Genomic DNA, 15,976 nt, shown 5'->3' with positions numbered 1-15,976 from the left:
AGCCAGAGTCAACCTTAGGGTTGACTCTTTTTCTATTTGCGGCGAAAATAAAGGAAGAATTTGCCGATTGGAGGCTGGAGATGAAAGAAAACAAATGGGTCCTGGGTCTAATCGGCATCATCCTTGTAGCGGCGATCTGGTATATATATCCGATTCTTTTTCCGAAGCAGGTGGAAAGTACGAGTCAAGAATATGTGCAGGCAACGAAGCTGATCAAAGAAGGCAAGCTGGAAGAGGCCAAGCCGCTGTTAATGAAAGGAATCAACAAAGAACCTGGGGAAGGTAAATACCATTTTGCGCTTGGCAACATTGCCCGGCAGCAAAATAAGCTGGAAGAAGCGTTGTCTCAATATAATCAAACCATTCAAAAGACGCCTGGGACAACAGAAGCCTATAACAACAAAGCCGGAATTTTGATGCTGCAAAATAAACCGGATGAGGCGTTGGCGACTATTGAGTTGGGACTTCAACATAATCCTGCATTTCAAGATCTGCTATTCAAAAAAGGGCAGCTACTTTATGTAAAGAAGGATTACGCGCAGGCGATTGCAGTTTTACAGCCGCTCAGCAGTGACCCTAATTATGTTGAGGCCTATCGATTTGTGGGACTATGTCTTCGGGAGCAGCAAAAGTATGATCAAGCGGTCGAACAACTGCAAGTATATTTGCAAAAAACACCTCAGAATACGAAGGGCCGTACTGAAGTCGAACAAGTGGCTGCTGCCATGCAAACTCAAGTGTCATCCATCAAATAAACGCTTAATGTTCTAATTAATTTGTTTTAATCAGGTTTTGATAGTATAGAAGCAATCTCTCAGGTTTATAGAAATGCTCATTCAGAATTTCAAAAAAATAGCCAGTAAGTGGGTGAATAATTGATTACGACAGCTCAAACAATAGTTCAACTCATGAATGAGCAGCGGTACGAGGAAACGGTTTGGAGTATGGAAAGGATTCTTATGGACGGTGGCAGCGTAAGCTTGGAACTGGTTGATCAGCTACCAAATACATGGATCTGCAAATCTGCGTTGCTGCTGCAGCTTCAAGGTGAGCAATGTGCACACAAGGGTGAGCTGGCTGAAGCCTATGCTTTATTGAAACAAGCTGTTCAAGGCTTTGCCAGGATGGGTTTACAGCTCATGATGTTGGATTCGATGGCGCAGTTGGCTGCTGTTTGTTTACGGATCGGAGAATGGCAGGATGCTCAGACATTACTGAGATTTTTACATATGGAGTGGGAAAGGAAAGAGTCGTTCGTGGGGGGGAAGGTTCTTCATGTACTGGCTCGGGGCTCATATTTAATTGATACACTAGAGGGCGAAGTCTCTGCATACAAGGAGGCGGAGGCACTTTTTATACAAGCAGGTGCCAACCTGTGCTGTATGCAGTTATATGCTGACCGTCTGTTGGATCCGATATCGGATGTAAGCGAATTGGAACTGGAGCGAATGGGTATACATGCAGAGCAGAAATCGAGGCTCGATCCAGCGCTGTATACATGGGGACAATTCATTAAAGGCCTTATACATAGCCGACGTGAGCAATGGGAGCAAGCGTTTAGTGCATTCTCTACCGTGAAAAGCGATGAGCTGTCGTATGAATACGCTGCTTTGTATTGGATACGGAGAATGGAAGCGGCGCTACTGGCGGAGCGTGAGATCGGTGATAGCTTGTGGAACCAACTGAATCGTCTGGAGGCTGCTTTGAGCAGTGATATGCCTATTCAGCTTCAGGTATGTGGTATTCGATACTTGCAAGCCAAATGGCGGGGAGGCCGCATAGACGCAGATCACTTGCATATTAAGCTCCAGGCATGGCTGGAACTGGTCAATAACTCTTCTTATTCGGCTTGGATAGCGCAGTGGGAGCGCAGATGGGAGTCGCGGCAGCGGGTACAGAACGTAACTAAGCCTAATACAGAGCGAAGCTGGAATATTAGCTGCTTTGGAACATTGACATTCAACAATGCCGATATAGAAGTTAAAAATGTGAAATGGAAGCGGAAAAAGGCGCTGGAGCTTTTTGTTTATTTGCTCATACAGCCCGATCTGTCAGCGCCAAAGGAACGGGCGATGGAAGTGCTGCTGCAGCAAGTCGACGCAGATAAAATGAGTAATCAACTGTATGTCATCATTCATCAGCTAAAGCAAACCTTGAAACAAGAACTGCGGATGGAGTCGGCTATTGTCATCAAGGACGGGACACTCAGCTTTAATAAACAATTGCTGGGCCAGGTCGATTTAGTCAATTATCACAACCTGATACGGATGGGGGATCAGGCCTGGGGAACGGATTATGAGCTTGCAATCGATTTCTACAATCAAGCAAAGCAGTTGTATGGAGATCTGATTCCCGAGCTGCACTATGTAGATTGGCTTGAGGCTTACCGGGAATCTTTAGTTGACAAACAGGTCGGTATTTTGCGGAAAATGGCACTGTATTATAGTACCCAAGATAAGCGTGAACTTGCGGAAGTTTACTATGGCCATTGGATTGAGATCCGGCCACTAGAAGAAGAAGGATACCAGGCATTTATCGAGTTTTTGATTTCAACTGGTCGAGAACCTGAAGCTCGACGCTGGTATGGTAAATGGGAGCAGGTATGCCGCAAAGAGTTGGGTTGGGTACCTTTTTCAGCAATGAGTAAAATGGTTTCTGGGGGAAGCTCCACAGGTGATGAGGAAGCTGAAACGATGTAAATAGCCTTTCCGATAAGTATTAACTAAGTGAACCGACAGGGGGAACGAACGAGATGGTACTTCCGATAGCGGAAACTTTATCGATGAAGGTCAGATATTCAGGTTCAGTGATAATATTGGAGCTGAATGGGGATTTGACGATTCAGTTTGACGTTTTGTTGTCTAGATTCCGCGATTCCCCACGAGGCTTGGAGACTGAGCAGCGGGCATTAATTTTGAATTTTTACCGTGTTAGCTCCAGTAGTGGCGGAGGGATAGCTGTACTGCTACGGCTTATTCGTGAACGGGCAATAGGTAATCTCTACACTTTTATGTGCGGTTTATCTACGTATCTGGAACGATTGTTTCGAATCGTTGGCTTAACACAATATGCGATGGTATATCCTGATGAATATACCATCATGCAGAGGCTTAAGGAAGCTGCTGAATGAACGGATATAAAGTATTAAAGAAAGCTGTGAAATGAGGTTTGCGCAGAGCGGACCCCATTTTACAGCTTTTATTTGTTTTTTAGGGATCAAACCTGTTTGTTCACATTTTAGACACATTTTTTTAAGCGAATTTTCAGATTCGTTTAAGCTGGGCTTATTGTTGGGCTTGTATATTATGGTTGCTTTGGTTAAGCAGACAGAAAAGTGGACATGGCTTGAAGAAGGTATAATTCGTTTTGAATGGAGGTTTTGAGGTGCTTGAGGTAAAACAGGTTAGCAAATTGTACGAGAACCAAAGAGGGGTCCACAGCATCGATTTTTCCATGAGCCGCGGTGAAATTGTCGGGTTTTTGGGACCAAACGGGGCGGGTAAAACCACGACCATGCGGATGATTACCGGCTATTTGAATCCGACCCATGGGTCCATTGCAATTGATGGCTTATCGATGTCCGATCATCCACGGAAGGCCCGGCAGAAGATCGGATATTTGCCGGAAACGCCACCGCTGTATCCGGAAATGTCGGTACAGTCGTACTTGCAATTTATTGCCGATCTGCGCGGAATTCCTGTGAAGCAGCAAAAACACCGGATTGGTGAGGTCATCGAACGTCTTGGCTTACAGGGACGGGAGCGTCAGATTATGCGCAGCTTGTCCAAAGGCTACAAACAACGGATGGGACTGGCACAAGCGATTCTGCATAATCCCGATTTATTGATTTTGGATGAACCAACATCGGGATTGGACCCCAAGCAGATTATTGAAATTCGTCAGCTCATTCGCGAGTTGGGTGAAAATCATACGGTGCTGCTCAGTACTCATATCCTGCCCGAGATCAATACGTTATGCAATCGGGTGTTGATTATCAATCAAGGGCGCATCGTATTGGATGGACATCCTGATCAGCTGGCGCAATCGATGGGCGAGACATTTGAGGTCTCGCTTGAAGTAAAAGGGCCGCGCGACGCGGTATTGGCCGAGCTGCGCAGCCTGCCGCAGATCGCCAGCGTAAAGCCGCTGGCGGATGTGCTCGCTGCCGGAGGATCGGCAGCAACCGATTCGGCTGCGCTTGCCCCGCAGCCGAATCCAGACGCGCCCGAGCACGGTGTGGGCGCGGAAGCTGTGCCAGCCGAGCCTGCGGCAGGGCAGGCATTGTCTTCCACGGTCGCGGCGGAGCCGACCGTGCGGGTACTTGTGTCCGCCACGGACCGTGTGGACGTTCGCGAAGCGATCTTTTACCGCATGGCCGAGCGGCGGTATCCCATCCTTGCAATGCGCAAGGAAAGCTTGAGCTTGGAGGATATTTTCCTCAAGCTCACAACGAATGAAACGATTGATCCCACCGCTTCAAGTAACGGTGTATCAGATAGCCTTTCTTCTACTACATCCCATTTGAAGAACGAGAGCGGTATCACAGCTTCTTCAAGTGAGGATAAGAGGGGGAATCCAAATGCGTAGAATAGGGGCCATTTGCAAAAAAGAGCTGCAGCTATACTTTTACTCACCAACAGCGTACGCAGCGTTTGCTTTCTTTTTTCTGATTTCAGGCTATTTCTTTAGCGCCAATTTCCTAAACCCGCCTAATATTGTTGATGTTCGCCCGGTGGTTGGTACGGTTACGTTTGTCTTTCTGCTGATTATTCCGCTGCTGACGATGAGACTGATGTCAGACGAACTGCGTCAAGGGACGGATGAGCTGCTGCTGACATCACCAGCGAGCATCACTGAAATTGTCATTGGTAAGTACTTGGCTGCTGCTGTTGTCCAATTAATGCTGGTGGTAGGCTGCCTGATTTACCCTTGGATTATGAGCGCTTACGGAACGCTGGATCAGCCTATATTTTGGCTATCTTACCTGAGCATGTTCCTGATAGGAGCGGCTATGATGTCCGTAGGACTGTTCGCTTCCTCCTTGTCTGCTCATCAGATGGTTACCGGAATTGTCGCTTTTGCCATACTGTTGATGTTTTGGACGGTGGAATGGTTAGGTGATTTGCTTGGAGGTAAGCTTAAGGACTATCTCGGTCTCTTTTCCATAATCGGCCGTGGTATGAACTTGCAGAAGGGTGTACTGAATTTCGCTGATATTTTGTTTTATGTTACCTTGATTATCGTGTTTATCGTGCTCAGCATCCAAGTGCTGGAGAGAAAACGCTGGAGATAATCAGTGAAACAAGCAGTCTCTACATGCATCATTTTGCTATGCAAAATTCAGCTCATGCTTACGAAGTTTGTTTCGCTAAAACGAAACTCGAAGGGGGAAAGTCTAAGTGAATAAGTGGATTCGCGGTACGAATGCCGTCGTATTATCGCTTGCGGTAATTGGTATTTTCATCATCCTGACCATTTTTCTCAACTCCACGAAAAATTTGCAGGTTGATTTAACGCAAAATAAAAAGTTCACCCTATCCGATAAAACGACGGAAACGTTAAAATCACTTGATAGTGACGTTCATTTCATCACCTTGACGAGTGATCAGACCAATCCGTATATCAAACGCCAGGTGGATGAGCTGATTCAAGAATACAAGAAACGCAATGCCAAAATCGTCTCCGATGATTACGATATCGTAAAGCAGCCAGCAATGGCCAAGCAGTACGACGTTGACCCGGGGGGAACACTCGTGTTGGAAAGCGGTACGCAGAAGAAAGTCTTGTATTATTCCGACATGTTTCTGCCTGGACAGCAGCAGGGTGAGTATAAATTTAGCGGAGAAGAGAAGCTGACTCAAGCGTTGGTTAATTTGAATGCCAAGACCAAAAGCAAAATTTATTTCTTGTCTGGTCATAATGAAATTCCGCTTAATCAAATGAATTTGTGGAAAAACGGACTGGAAGGCGAGAATTACGAGATCGCTGATCTGAATTTGCTGCGTGAGGGCAAAATTCCCGACGATGCCGAGGTGCTGTTCGTCATCGGTCCGACAACGGATATCAGTGATAAAGAAACGAGTGTTATCAATGAATACTTGAAGGGCAAGGGCAAGCTGTATATCGCGCTTGGCTTCAACAAGGATATGGCAACCCAATGGAAAAATATCGACGGCTTGCTGTCGCAATACGGAATCAAGGATCAGCATGCGATAGCGATTGAACCGAAGCAGAGCCAGTTGTACGATCCACTCACGATCATACCTGAATATGGCTTCCATGCAATTACCAAGAAGCTGCAGGATTACAATTTGTTAACGATGATGAATTTGGCTGTATCAATCAATGCGGACCAACCTGTAGCTGATTTTCCAGTTACGGCGATTCTTAAGACGACGGATGCGGCTTATGGGGAAACCGATATCGTTCAGCTCATGAGCAATCGTACGGCCAAGGACGATAAGGACATTAAGGGCCCGCTTAATCTGGGATACGTTGTTGAAACGAAGGAGCAAAAGCCTAAGGCTGTCGTACTGGGCGGTTCCTCATTCTTCGTTGATGAGGTTCTTCAGCAGCAGGGCAATCGTGATTTTGCACTGAACAGCGTAGGCTGGCTGCAGGAGCAGAAGGATCAAGTAACGATTCGTCCTCGTGAAGGTGATGCGCTGCAGCAAGCACTGATAACAGGAAGTCAGGCGAATACGATTTTGTACGGTACTTTATTTGCATTCCCATTACTCTTCCTGGTCGTTGGCGGAACGATTTGGTTGAGGAGGAGAAAAGGATGAAGCGACTCATTCCGACGCTTATACTTGTGATCTTGTGTATTGGTGGCTTCTGGTATGCTCAGAGCAAGGATTTTTTCAAGGAGAAGCCGGAACCATCAGTAGCACTTGCCACAATCAATAAGGACGAAGTAGCAAGCTATTCAATAAAAAATGGCGATAACGAGATTGAAATGCAGCGTAAAGACGGGAATTGGACGATGACGAAGCCATCCCCTCTGCCACTCGATAAGTTTAGCGCAGATGGTTGGGTTGAATCTTTCATTTCCCTCAGCAAAGATAAAACAGTAGATGCAAATGCGGCCGATTTGGCGCCATTCGGACTTGCCAAGCCAGCGCAGGAGTTCAAGGTCACGCTGCAAAATGGTACTGTCCATACGCTTAGTGTAGGTGATCCTGTAGCGATTCAAGGTTTCCACTATGCGATGTTCAGCGGCTCACCAGAGGTATTCCAGCTCAGTGATACGAAGACACAGCCGCTTACCCTGAGCCAAATCGACTTTATGGATAAAAATCCGGTTAAACTTGATTATGAGCAGCTGCGAGCCATGACTGTGGATTGGAAAGAACAGAAATGGACCTTGACCAAGGTCGATGCTGACAAAAAATCGTACGAGTCCGACTGGAAGCTTGGTGAACAGACGCTTAAGGCTGCAGATGCGACTCAGGTTATCGACAAGCTGCAGATGATCAGTACCGAGCAACCGGCCAAACACACAGCAGAGATTAAGCTGGATACGCCTGAGCTTCGTGTAGAGGTCAAGCTGGTTGATTCAGCGAAGAAGGAAACGACAGAGGTCTATGTTGGCAAGCAGCAGCAGGACACCGTATGGTTCAGTAAGGAAGGCAGTGAGTGGGCTTATGCCCTTCCAGCGGCTTCCATCCAGGAGCTCGCAGACAAAGGCAATCCGCCAGCACAGACAGAGGGACAGCCGACGGCAGAGCAGCCCAAAGCGGCTCAATAGGAATCTTGACGAATCCAAATAAAAACCTGAATAGAACCCGTATCGCCCATCAGGGTCGTATACGGGTTCTTTCTGTTTAGATCAAGCTTGTTCGATTAAAGAAATACTCTGCTGGAAACAGGATCAGACGCTGTATACTTGCTCAACCCAAAAGCTGTACCCAGTAGATGAGTACAGCTTAGTGTTGAAACTACGAATAGTAACTTCAGGCTTACAGTTAATTGTATCGGTTGCCTGTCGTATTCATGGATCGATCATAAGTATTGGAGTTCAAAGAATTATTTTCACGGAATGTGTCGTACGTATAGTTATCACGATTGGCATCAGAATCGACCAGCACGAGGATATTGCCCTCATCGACATAATTGTTATACTGCCGAGCCTCATCCTCAGGAATGCCCAAACCGATTAATCCGCCAACCAGTCCTCCTGCTCCTGCTCCCACGGCTGCACCTGTAAGTGTAGCTGCTATAGGACCCGCTGCAAGAATCGGTCCGATTCCGGGAATAGCCAGCAATCCAAGACCTGCCAGTAAGCCAGCAGCTCCGCCTAACAAACCTCCAGTAGCCGCACCAGTCGCCAGACCTTCTGGAGCTTTTGTTCCGGTTTGATCCGTTACAGCAGCAATATCATCCTTATTTCTGGCAATAATTGAAATATCGTCCGATGTATAGCCCTGACGTTTCAAAGATTCGATCGCTTTCACAGCTTCCTGCTCCGACTTGAAAACACCAATAATTTTCTTTTCGTTATTCATGATTATTACCTCCCTGGATTATGGTTGCTGAATCGGTTAAACCCGTTCACTTCATTGCTTAAGTTCCTACTAGAGGGTCTCTTAACCGGTATTCAATATGCTGCATTTGAATACCTTGTTGTGCTTTGTAACGCTCGTTGCACTATGTATTTACCCGCTCTTCTGGAAATGAAACCTTGCTTTTTGTATGCGTATGGCAGACCGACTGGAAGAGGACTTGCTTGGTTATCGAGGATTTACGTATGTTTCAGAAGGATGCTTAGAAAGGTATGTAAGTATGAATACTGCCCTCCTGATCAGTGGAGCTCAATATTTTAGAAAGTATCATAACTGAAGGAGAGAGGCTCGATGGAAGAGGATAATAGCCAGCAGCAATCAACTACTCATCATGATCTGAACATCGCCTCCTTGGAGCCAGTTCCACCAAGATCCCGGAGAATACGTAATAAACGAAGATTGTATCTTGTTCTACTTTGTGTACTCATTCTATGGCTAACCATCGTCATGATTTATCAGACACATAAACAGCTTCCTCCGGGCCTTTCAATGGAAGGTCCTGTGCATTATGTGAAGGATGTGGAGTTTCTCTACGACCTGACCTACAAAAAAACAGTGCTGCCCGTGCAGGAAACGATGATTTTTGATAGAGTGTTCCAGGTTATAGACGAAGCGGAGCAGTTTATTGTGATCGATATGTTTTTATTTAACAGCTACTACAAGGAGGGAACCTTATATACGCCTCTTAGCGGTTTGATGACCGAGAAGCTGCTTGAGCAGAAAAAGCGACATCCTACGATGCCGATTATTTTTATCACGGATGAGGTCAATACGATGTATGGCTCTGCTATGCCTCCGGAGCTGGCGCGATTAAAGGCAGGGGGGATAGAAGTTGTGATCAGTGATGTTAATCCGCTGCGTGATTCGATCCCTTCCTATTCAGCCGTCTGGCGTACATTCGTTCAATGGTTTGGTCAAACTGGCAAGGGCTGGCTGCCGAACCCAATGGTGGATACAGCACCTTCCATGTCGCTGCGTTCCTATTTGAAGCTTATCAACGTCAAAGCAAACCATCGAAAGGTGATTGCTACGGAACGAGCACTCATAGTTCCATCAGCCAACGCCCATGATGCCAGTGCCTATAATTCCAACTCAGCCTTTTTAGTTCGTGGGGATATCATCGGGGATGCCTTGGCAAGCGAACAGGCCGTAATTAATTTTTCGAGCGGCGGGAAAGAGATTCCTTTTCCTCAATACACGCCTAATGGCCTGGAGGAGGGAGACATTGAAGTTCAGTTATTGACCGAAGGGAAAATATATAAGCATGTAATACAGTCGTTGTCCGAAGCGGGAGTTGGTGATCAGGTATGGATGGGTATGTTTTATTTGGCAGATCGCCAGGTGATCAAGGCAATGATTGAAGCATCCAAACGCGGAGCTGAGCTTCGTCTCATCCTGGACTCGAACCAGAATGCTTTTGGTCGAGATAAAATCGGAGTACCCAATCGGCCTGTGGCTCAAGAGCTGTTGAACGCTTCAGACAATCGAATCCAAATTCGTTGGTATAATGGCACAAACGAGCAGTACCATACCAAGCTGCTATTTATTGATAAAACGAATCGAATTGTGGTCAATAACGGCTCCGCCAATTTCACGGAACGTAATCTCGATGATTTGAATTTGGAGACCAATCTGGGGATTAACGCGCCCGGAGACAGCAAGCTGGCCCTTCAGCTTCGTCAATACTTTAATCGCCTGTGGAACAACGAAGGTGCTCCTTACACATTGGACTATGAGGCCTTCAAGGACAAGAGTGTGTGGATCAAAGAATGGATGTACCGGTTACAGGAATGGCTGGGGGTGACTACTTTTTAAATAGACATACATAACATTTCCACATACTGGACAACCTACCTTTTGTAACCTATGAAAGGAGGGAATGCCTGTGTACACACAACAGCAGAACAACCAACAACAATCCGGGGCTGGAAAGATTAGCACCAAGGAGCTGTTATACGTAACAGATTGCTTGAAGAACGAGGACTTGCTGGCCAAATTGGCTGCACAAGCAGCTACTGAAGCCTTTACGCCGCAGCTGAAGCAGCAATTTATGCAGATCGCTCAAGACCGCCTCAATCATTCCGACCAATTGCTGAGTGCCCTGCAGCAGCAAACGTATTTGACCCACTAAACCGATAGGAGGTGTTAGAATCCATGTACCAATCAAACTATGGGAACCAACAGGTGTTTAATCAACAAGGCCAACAAGCTCAACAAAATCAACAAGGCCAACAAAATCAACAGGGTAATGTACTGGAGGAATTGGATTGGGGTAACCTGTTATTATCCGAGCTGAAGCGATGCGCGCGCGAGTATACGACAGCGGCTTTGGAAGCGGTCAATCCAGTTCTATGTCAAACCTTTCAAAAGCTTGCGAATGAAACGATGCAGGATCAAGCCCAGCTGTTCGGTGTGCTTTCACAAATGAACGGCTACGGTTCTGTCCAAATGGCCCCGCAGCAAGAAGTCCAGCAGCAGCTGCAGCAGCAAAGCAATAAAGTGGAGCAGCTGCACTCCAATGTACAGCAAGCCTTGCAGCAAGCAAATACTTCTGGGTCCGGCTTATACCAGCAGCAAGCAGAGCAGCAGGCCTATCAATCCTATCAGCCTTACCAACAGACGCAGGCCTACTCGTACCCGTCCAATTCCGCATATTCGGGCAATCAAGGGAATCAAGGTTCTTACGGATCTCAGGGGACGAACAGCTCTTCTGGTTCAAGTAGCTATGGACAAGGTTATTCGTCCGGGTACTCGAATATCAACTCCAATTCGGGTATGAACCCAACGCAAAGCAGCGGGTCTGGCTACGGGCAGAACCAGACTTCTTATTCAACCGCTTCCTCGGTCACAGGAGCTTCCAGCGCCAAGTTTGCAGGCTCTGAGAGTCATGAAGCCACACGCGGGGGCAATAGCTTTAATTGGACAGATAATCAGGAAGGTGACAGCTCCTTACAGGGATCAACGTCGCAGTCAACGGCCAATCGGACAAACGATTCGAGCGGCAAATATATATTGTAATTTACTTAATAACAAGGCAGACTCCGGCTATGAGCTAGCGGGGTCTTTTTTTCATTGAGAACATATGATCGCTCCTGTATAATGAAATCTATATCACACTTAACGCTTACTCTTTTTGCGTATATGTTTCGATTTCTTTTCCTATTATGTTCACACCTCTCCATGTAATTTTTATCGCAGCATGAGTAGTCTTCAGGATGGCCTGGGATCAGTTGGTGATCCGGTAATAGCCATTTGACACCTGTGGTTGTGTAGCATAGACTAATTTTTATAGCGTCATAATCGAGTATGATAGCGCAGCTAATTATAGAACGAATGCTTAGGGGGCACGGCCTTTTGCTAGTAGATATGAAGCAGTGGAAGCATACTTTCAAGCTGGACCCGGATCGGGAGCTGTCGGACGAACAGCTGGATCGTTTGTGCTTGTCCGGAACAGATGGCATCTTGGTAGGCGGTTCTTCAGGTGTTACCTTTGATAACACAGTCGATCTGCTGGCGCGAATTCGCAGATATGAAGTGCCTTGTGTACTGGAAATTTCCACTCAGGAAGCGATTGTACCTGGCTTTGATTTATTTTTTATTCCTATTGTTCTGAATACCCGGGATACGAATTGGATTGTTGGGCATCATCATCAGGCTCTGCGTGAATACGGTGCACTGCTGGATTGGAAGCAGGTTGTGACGGAAGGCTACATTATGATGAATAAGGAATCAACGGCTGCACAGGTCACACAAGCCGACACTGATTTGGATGTCAAAGATGTAGAGGCTTTTGCGCGAATGGCAGATCAGCTGTTCCGGTGCCCAATTGTATATATGGAGTACAGTGGAATGTTCGGCGATATGAGGCTTGTGTCTAAAGCACGCGAGGTTATTAAACATGCACGGTTGTTCTACGGCGGGGGAATTGATGGCCCGGATCGGGCCCGTGAGGCCGCTAAGGCTGCGGATACCATAGTTGTAGGCAACGCGGTGTATGATGCATTTGAACAGGCGCTGGCTACCGTACAGGCGGTTAAAGACCGTTAACAGCAGCAGCTAGCCGTAATAAAGGAGTAGATACGAAATGAATGAAACGATTGATGTTTTTGCTTCGATACAAACCTTGAATCCCCCGCAAAAGCAAGCCGTTGAGACGGTTGATGGACCTCTTCTGATAATGGCTGGAGCCGGCAGCGGCAAGACCCGTGTGCTGACGCACCGGATTGCTTATTTAATTGCAACTCGCAAAGCGGCTCCATGGAGCATTCTTGCCCTTACATTTACGAATAAAGCAGCTCGCGAAATGCAGGATCGGGTCAGCAAGCTGGTCGGCCCAAGTGGTCGCGATATTTGGGTGTCGACGTTCCACTCCATGTGTGTGCGGATGCTGCGCAAGGATATTTCCCGAATTGGTTTTACGTCCAATTTCACGATTCTGGATTCCGGCGACCAGTTGTCTGTCATTAAAGCATGCATGAAGGAACTTAACTTTGATCCCAAAAAGTTCGAGCCCAAAGCGGTTCAGGCTGCAATGGGAGCTTTCAAAAATGAATTGAAAACACCAGAGATGGTCGAAAATACAATCGGCGATTATTTTGACGGTGTCGTGGCCAAGGTATACAAGCTGTACCAAAAAAAGCTTAAGCATAACAACTCGCTCGATTTCGACGATTTGATAATGGTAACGATCCAACTGTTCAAGGAAGAGCCGGATGTACTCGATTTTTATCAAAATAAATTTCAATATATTCACGTGGATGAATATCAGGATACGAACAAAGCGCAGTATATGCTTTGTTTAATGCTGGCGGACAAGCATAAGCGTATTTGTGTTGTAGGTGACAGTGACCAATCGATTTATCGGTGGCGTGGTGCCGATATTAGCAATATTATGAACTTTGAGAACGATTATCCAAATGCCACAACGATCCTGCTTGAGCAAAATTACCGTTCCACCTCGAACATACTGAATGCGGCCAATAAAGTCATTGCCAACAATGCAGGACGCAAAGCGAAGAACCTGTGGACGAGCAAGGACGGTGGCGCCCTAATCCGTTTTTATCAGGCTGATTCCGAGCATGAGGAAGGCTACTTCATTACAAGTGAAGTCAAGAAACGTGTGGATAAGGGCAAAAGATATCAGGATCATGCGATCTTGTACCGTACCAATGCACAATCGCGGGTCATTGAGGAAATACTGATTAAATCCGATATTCCTTACCAGATCATCGGCGGCATCAAGTTCTATGACCGTAAAGAAATCAAAGATATTCTCGCCTATTTGCGGTTGATTTCCAATCCAAATGATGATATTTCCTTTGTCCGTGTTGTTAATGTGCCCAAGCGTGGTATCGGAGACACAACAGTAGAACGATTGACGGAAGCAGCCGCTCGCCGGGGGATTTCCTTGTTTGCACAGCTGGAGGACATCGATGGCATGGAAATTGGTGCCAAAGCCAAGCATGCGTTAACCGATTTTCGCGAAATGATCGACAATATGCATCGGATGGTTGATTATTTATCCGTTACCGAGCTTACAGAAAAGCTGCTCGAGCTGACGCAGTACCGAATCGAGCTGCAGCGTGAAAAAACGATCGAGTCCACCGCAAGGCTGGAAAATATCGATGAGTTTTTATCCGTAACCATGGAATTCGAAAAGCGCAATGAAGATAAAACCCTGATTGCTTTTCTGACGGACCTCGCCTTAATTGCCGACATCGATACAATGAACGAAACTGAGGAGGAAAAAGCCGATTCCGGCAATGCCGTTGTACTCATGACCATGCACAGTGCCAAGGGATTGGAATTCCCTGTTGTGTTCATTGTTGGTATGGAAGAAGGTGTCTTCCCTCACAGCCGTGCGGCTAACGATTACGAGGAGCTGGAGGAGGAGCGCAGACTTGCTTATGTGGGCATTACTCGGGCTGAGCAGGAGCTGTTCTTAACGTGTGCGAGAATGCGTACATTGTTCGGACGGACCAATATGAATGCACCCTCACGTTTTCTCAAAGAGATTCCTGAGGAATTGCTGGAAATGGCGGCGCCTGCCGGTGTAATTGGCGGTCGTTCAAGCAGTCCCTCCTGGGGGAATAAAGAAGGTCGTTATGGAAGCACTGGCGGAGGCTTCGGCTCCTCAAGCAGCAGTTATGGTGGCGGAGCGGCCGCCCCTGGAGCAGGTAAAAGCGTTACTTTCCGCACAGGAACAGGCACCCCTTCTTCCGGCGTTACCGTTCGTTCAACCATTCCGGGCGATCAAACGGGAGCGGGCAGTGGTGCTCAGGTGACTGATTACAAAACAGGCGACAAGGTAGCACATGGCAAATGGGGAATTGGCACCGTCGTGACGATCAAAGGTTCAGGTGATGATACAGAACTGCAGATTGCTTTTCCGGCACCTACGGGTTTGAAGCGTCTCCTTGCCAAGTTTGCACCTATCACCAGGCATAATGAATAAAAGTATTTACATCAAGGCGCTTCGCAACAATGAGGCGCCGATTTTTACATAGTCGAACCTTGAAAGGATGGTTTTACTTATATGACGGATTCTCTGGAGACGATGAAGGCTCTCATTGAAGAAATCTACAGCCACAATCACCTCTATTACACCATGGATCAACCGAGCATCAGTGATGCGGATTACGACCTCCTCTACGACCGTTTGGTCGCAATGGAAAAGGCTACGGGCATTACCCTGCCCAATTCGCCTACTCAGCGCGTAGGAGACCAGATATTAAAAGGTTTTGACCCGCATCGGCACAAATCACGTTTGTGGAGTCTGGATAAGGCACAAAATAAAGACGAACTCATGATCTGGTATACAAGAGCCTCCAAGCTGGTCAATGAATACAACGATCAGAATGACGAGGATCCGCTGCCGCCGCTTAGCTTTGTCATGGAGTTAAAGTTTGACGGACTGACGTTGAATTTAACCTATGATCATGGGGAGTTGGTTCAGGCTTCAACGCGCGGTAATGGCGTCATTGGCGAGGGGATTCTGGCGCAGGTCAAAACAATTCGGTCCATACCATCAGAAATTTCATACCGTGATGGAATTATCGAGGTTCAGGGCGAAGGCATTATGAACCTGTCCGTACTGGAGGAATACAACAAGACAGCGATAGAACCATTGAAAAATGCCCGGAATGCCGCGGCAGGTGCTCTGCGCAACCTGAATCCAAAGGTGACAGACAGCCGTAAGCTTAACGCCTATTTTTACCAGGTTGGCTACACAGATGGACTCCGCTTTGAGAACCATGAAGCCATGGTTGAATTTTTGCGTAACAATCGCTTCAAGGTCAGCCCGCTGATACAGGTGTTTGATTCTATTGAAGCCGCAGCAGGCGAACTGGACAGCATCACAGCCATGCGCCATACCTATGACTTTCTGATCGACGGAATCGTGATCAAAATCA

Annotated in this window: 14 protein-coding genes (1 of these 14 running past the window's edge); 13 read left to right on the top strand and 1 reads right to left on the bottom strand. The window is 46.9% G+C overall.

The window, feature by feature from the left end; all coding sequences use genetic code 11:
• Window positions 1-80 precede the first annotated feature (80 nt).
• The 7 genes from NST47_RS00330 to NST47_RS00300 all read left to right on the top strand — a co-directional run bounded on the left by NST47_RS00330 (window position 81) and on the right by NST47_RS00300 (window position 7,750).
• Window positions 81-755, top strand: a complete 675-nt coding sequence (locus NST47_RS00330; protein WP_341153467.1) for a tetratricopeptide repeat protein — start codon at window positions 81-83, stop codon at window positions 753-755.
• Window positions 756-875: 120 nt separating this feature from the next.
• Entirely contained in the window at window positions 876-2,699 is a 1,824-nt protein-coding gene (locus NST47_RS00325) for a bacterial transcriptional activator domain-containing protein (RefSeq protein WP_341153466.1), read from the top strand.
• Between the two features lie 53 nt (window positions 2,700-2,752).
• On the top strand, window positions 2,753-3,130 hold the full coding sequence (locus NST47_RS00320) for a hypothetical protein (protein WP_341153465.1): 378 nt from the start codon (window positions 2,753-2,755) through the stop codon (window positions 3,128-3,130).
• Window positions 3,131-3,384: 254 nt separating this feature from the next.
• The gene (locus NST47_RS00315) at window positions 3,385-4,587 is read left to right on the top strand and encodes an ABC transporter ATP-binding protein (RefSeq protein WP_341153464.1); all 1,203 of its coding nucleotides are present in this window, start codon (window positions 3,385-3,387) and stop codon (window positions 4,585-4,587) included.
• On the top strand, window positions 4,580-5,293 hold the full coding sequence (locus tag NST47_RS00310; RefSeq protein ID WP_341153463.1) for an ABC transporter permease: 714 nt from the start codon (window positions 4,580-4,582) through the stop codon (window positions 5,291-5,293). The genes NST47_RS00315 and NST47_RS00310 overlap by 8 nt, the downstream gene beginning before the upstream one ends.
• A gap of 106 nt (window positions 5,294-5,399) precedes the next feature.
• Window positions 5,400-6,788, top strand: a complete 1,389-nt coding sequence (locus NST47_RS00305) for a GldG family protein (protein WP_341153462.1) — start codon at window positions 5,400-5,402, stop codon at window positions 6,786-6,788.
• Entirely contained in the window at window positions 6,785-7,750 is a 966-nt protein-coding gene (locus NST47_RS00300) for a DUF4340 domain-containing protein (RefSeq protein ID WP_341153461.1), read from the top strand. Before NST47_RS00305 ends, NST47_RS00300 begins: the two co-directional genes overlap by 4 nt.
• Before the next feature lie 217 nt (window positions 7,751-7,967).
• On the opposite strand, the gene NST47_RS00295 is transcribed toward NST47_RS00300, so the two are convergent.
• Window positions 7,968-8,507 (bottom strand): general stress protein, encoded by a 540-nt coding sequence (locus NST47_RS00295; protein ID WP_341153460.1) that lies wholly within the window; start codon window positions 8,505-8,507, stop codon window positions 7,968-7,970.
• A gap of 348 nt (window positions 8,508-8,855) precedes the next feature.
• Between NST47_RS00295 and NST47_RS00290 the strand changes: the two genes are divergently transcribed.
• From NST47_RS00290 to ligA, 6 genes are all read left to right on the top strand, one after another.
• Window positions 8,856-10,379: a phospholipase D family protein gene (locus NST47_RS00290; RefSeq protein ID WP_341153459.1), complete on the top strand. Its 1,524-nt coding sequence runs from the start codon at window positions 8,856-8,858 to the stop codon at window positions 10,377-10,379.
• Between the two features lie 70 nt (window positions 10,380-10,449).
• Window positions 10,450-10,695: a spore coat protein gene (locus NST47_RS00285; RefSeq protein WP_341153458.1), complete on the top strand. Its 246-nt coding sequence runs from the start codon at window positions 10,450-10,452 to the stop codon at window positions 10,693-10,695.
• A gap of 23 nt (window positions 10,696-10,718) precedes the next feature.
• Entirely contained in the window at window positions 10,719-11,582 is an 864-nt protein-coding gene (locus tag NST47_RS00280; RefSeq protein ID WP_341153457.1) for a spore coat protein, read from the top strand.
• 348 nt (window positions 11,583-11,930) lie between these two features.
• On the top strand, window positions 11,931-12,611 hold the full coding sequence (locus tag NST47_RS00275; protein WP_445667434.1) for a heptaprenylglyceryl phosphate synthase: 681 nt from the start codon (window positions 11,931-11,933) through the stop codon (window positions 12,609-12,611).
• A 37-nt stretch (window positions 12,612-12,648) separates the two neighbouring features.
• Complete coding sequence (gene pcrA, locus NST47_RS00270; protein ID WP_341153455.1) at window positions 12,649-15,018, top strand: DNA helicase PcrA; 2,370 nt, start codon at window positions 12,649-12,651, stop codon at window positions 15,016-15,018.
• Between the two features lie 81 nt (window positions 15,019-15,099).
• On the top strand, window positions 15,100-15,976 hold the start of the coding sequence (gene ligA, locus NST47_RS00265; RefSeq protein ID WP_341153454.1) for an NAD-dependent DNA ligase LigA. The gene runs 1,142 nt beyond the window's last position; 877 of the gene's 2,019 nt are visible here — the first part of the coding sequence; its start codon is at window positions 15,100-15,102; the stop codon falls past the right edge of the window.

Origin of the sequence: Paenibacillus sp. FSL H8-0034 (assembly GCF_038000305.1) — a bacterium.
Lineage (GTDB): Bacteria > Bacillota > Bacilli > Paenibacillales > NBRC-103111 > Paenibacillus_S.
The sequence above is the reverse complement of the archived record's forward strand: the minus strand, read 5'-3'. Positions and strand labels throughout refer to the sequence as shown.

Coding starts and splice junctions, on each gene's coding strand:
- NST47_RS00330 (WP_341153467.1), top strand. CDS start 81: ATGAAAGAAAACAAATGGGTCCTGGGTCTAATCGGCATCATCCTTGTA.
- NST47_RS00320 (WP_341153465.1), top strand. CDS start 2,753: ATGGTACTTCCGATAGCGGAAACTTTATCGATGAAGGTCAGATATTCA.
- NST47_RS00300 (WP_341153461.1), top strand. CDS start 6,785: ATGAAGCGACTCATTCCGACGCTTATACTTGTGATCTTGTGTATTGGT.
- NST47_RS00290 (WP_341153459.1), top strand. CDS start 8,856: ATGGAAGAGGATAATAGCCAGCAGCAATCAACTACTCATCATGATCTG.
- NST47_RS00280 (WP_341153457.1), top strand. CDS start 10,719: ATGTACCAATCAAACTATGGGAACCAACAGGTGTTTAATCAACAAGGC.
- NST47_RS00310 (WP_341153463.1), top strand. CDS start 4,580: ATGCGTAGAATAGGGGCCATTTGCAAAAAAGAGCTGCAGCTATACTTT.
- pcrA (WP_341153455.1), top strand. CDS start 12,649: ATGAATGAAACGATTGATGTTTTTGCTTCGATACAAACCTTGAATCCC.
- NST47_RS00275 (WP_445667434.1), top strand. CDS start 11,931: ATGAAGCAGTGGAAGCATACTTTCAAGCTGGACCCGGATCGGGAGCTG.
- NST47_RS00295 (WP_341153460.1), bottom strand. CDS start 8,507: ATGAATAACGAAAAGAAAATTATTGGTGTTTTCAAGTCGGAGCAGGAA.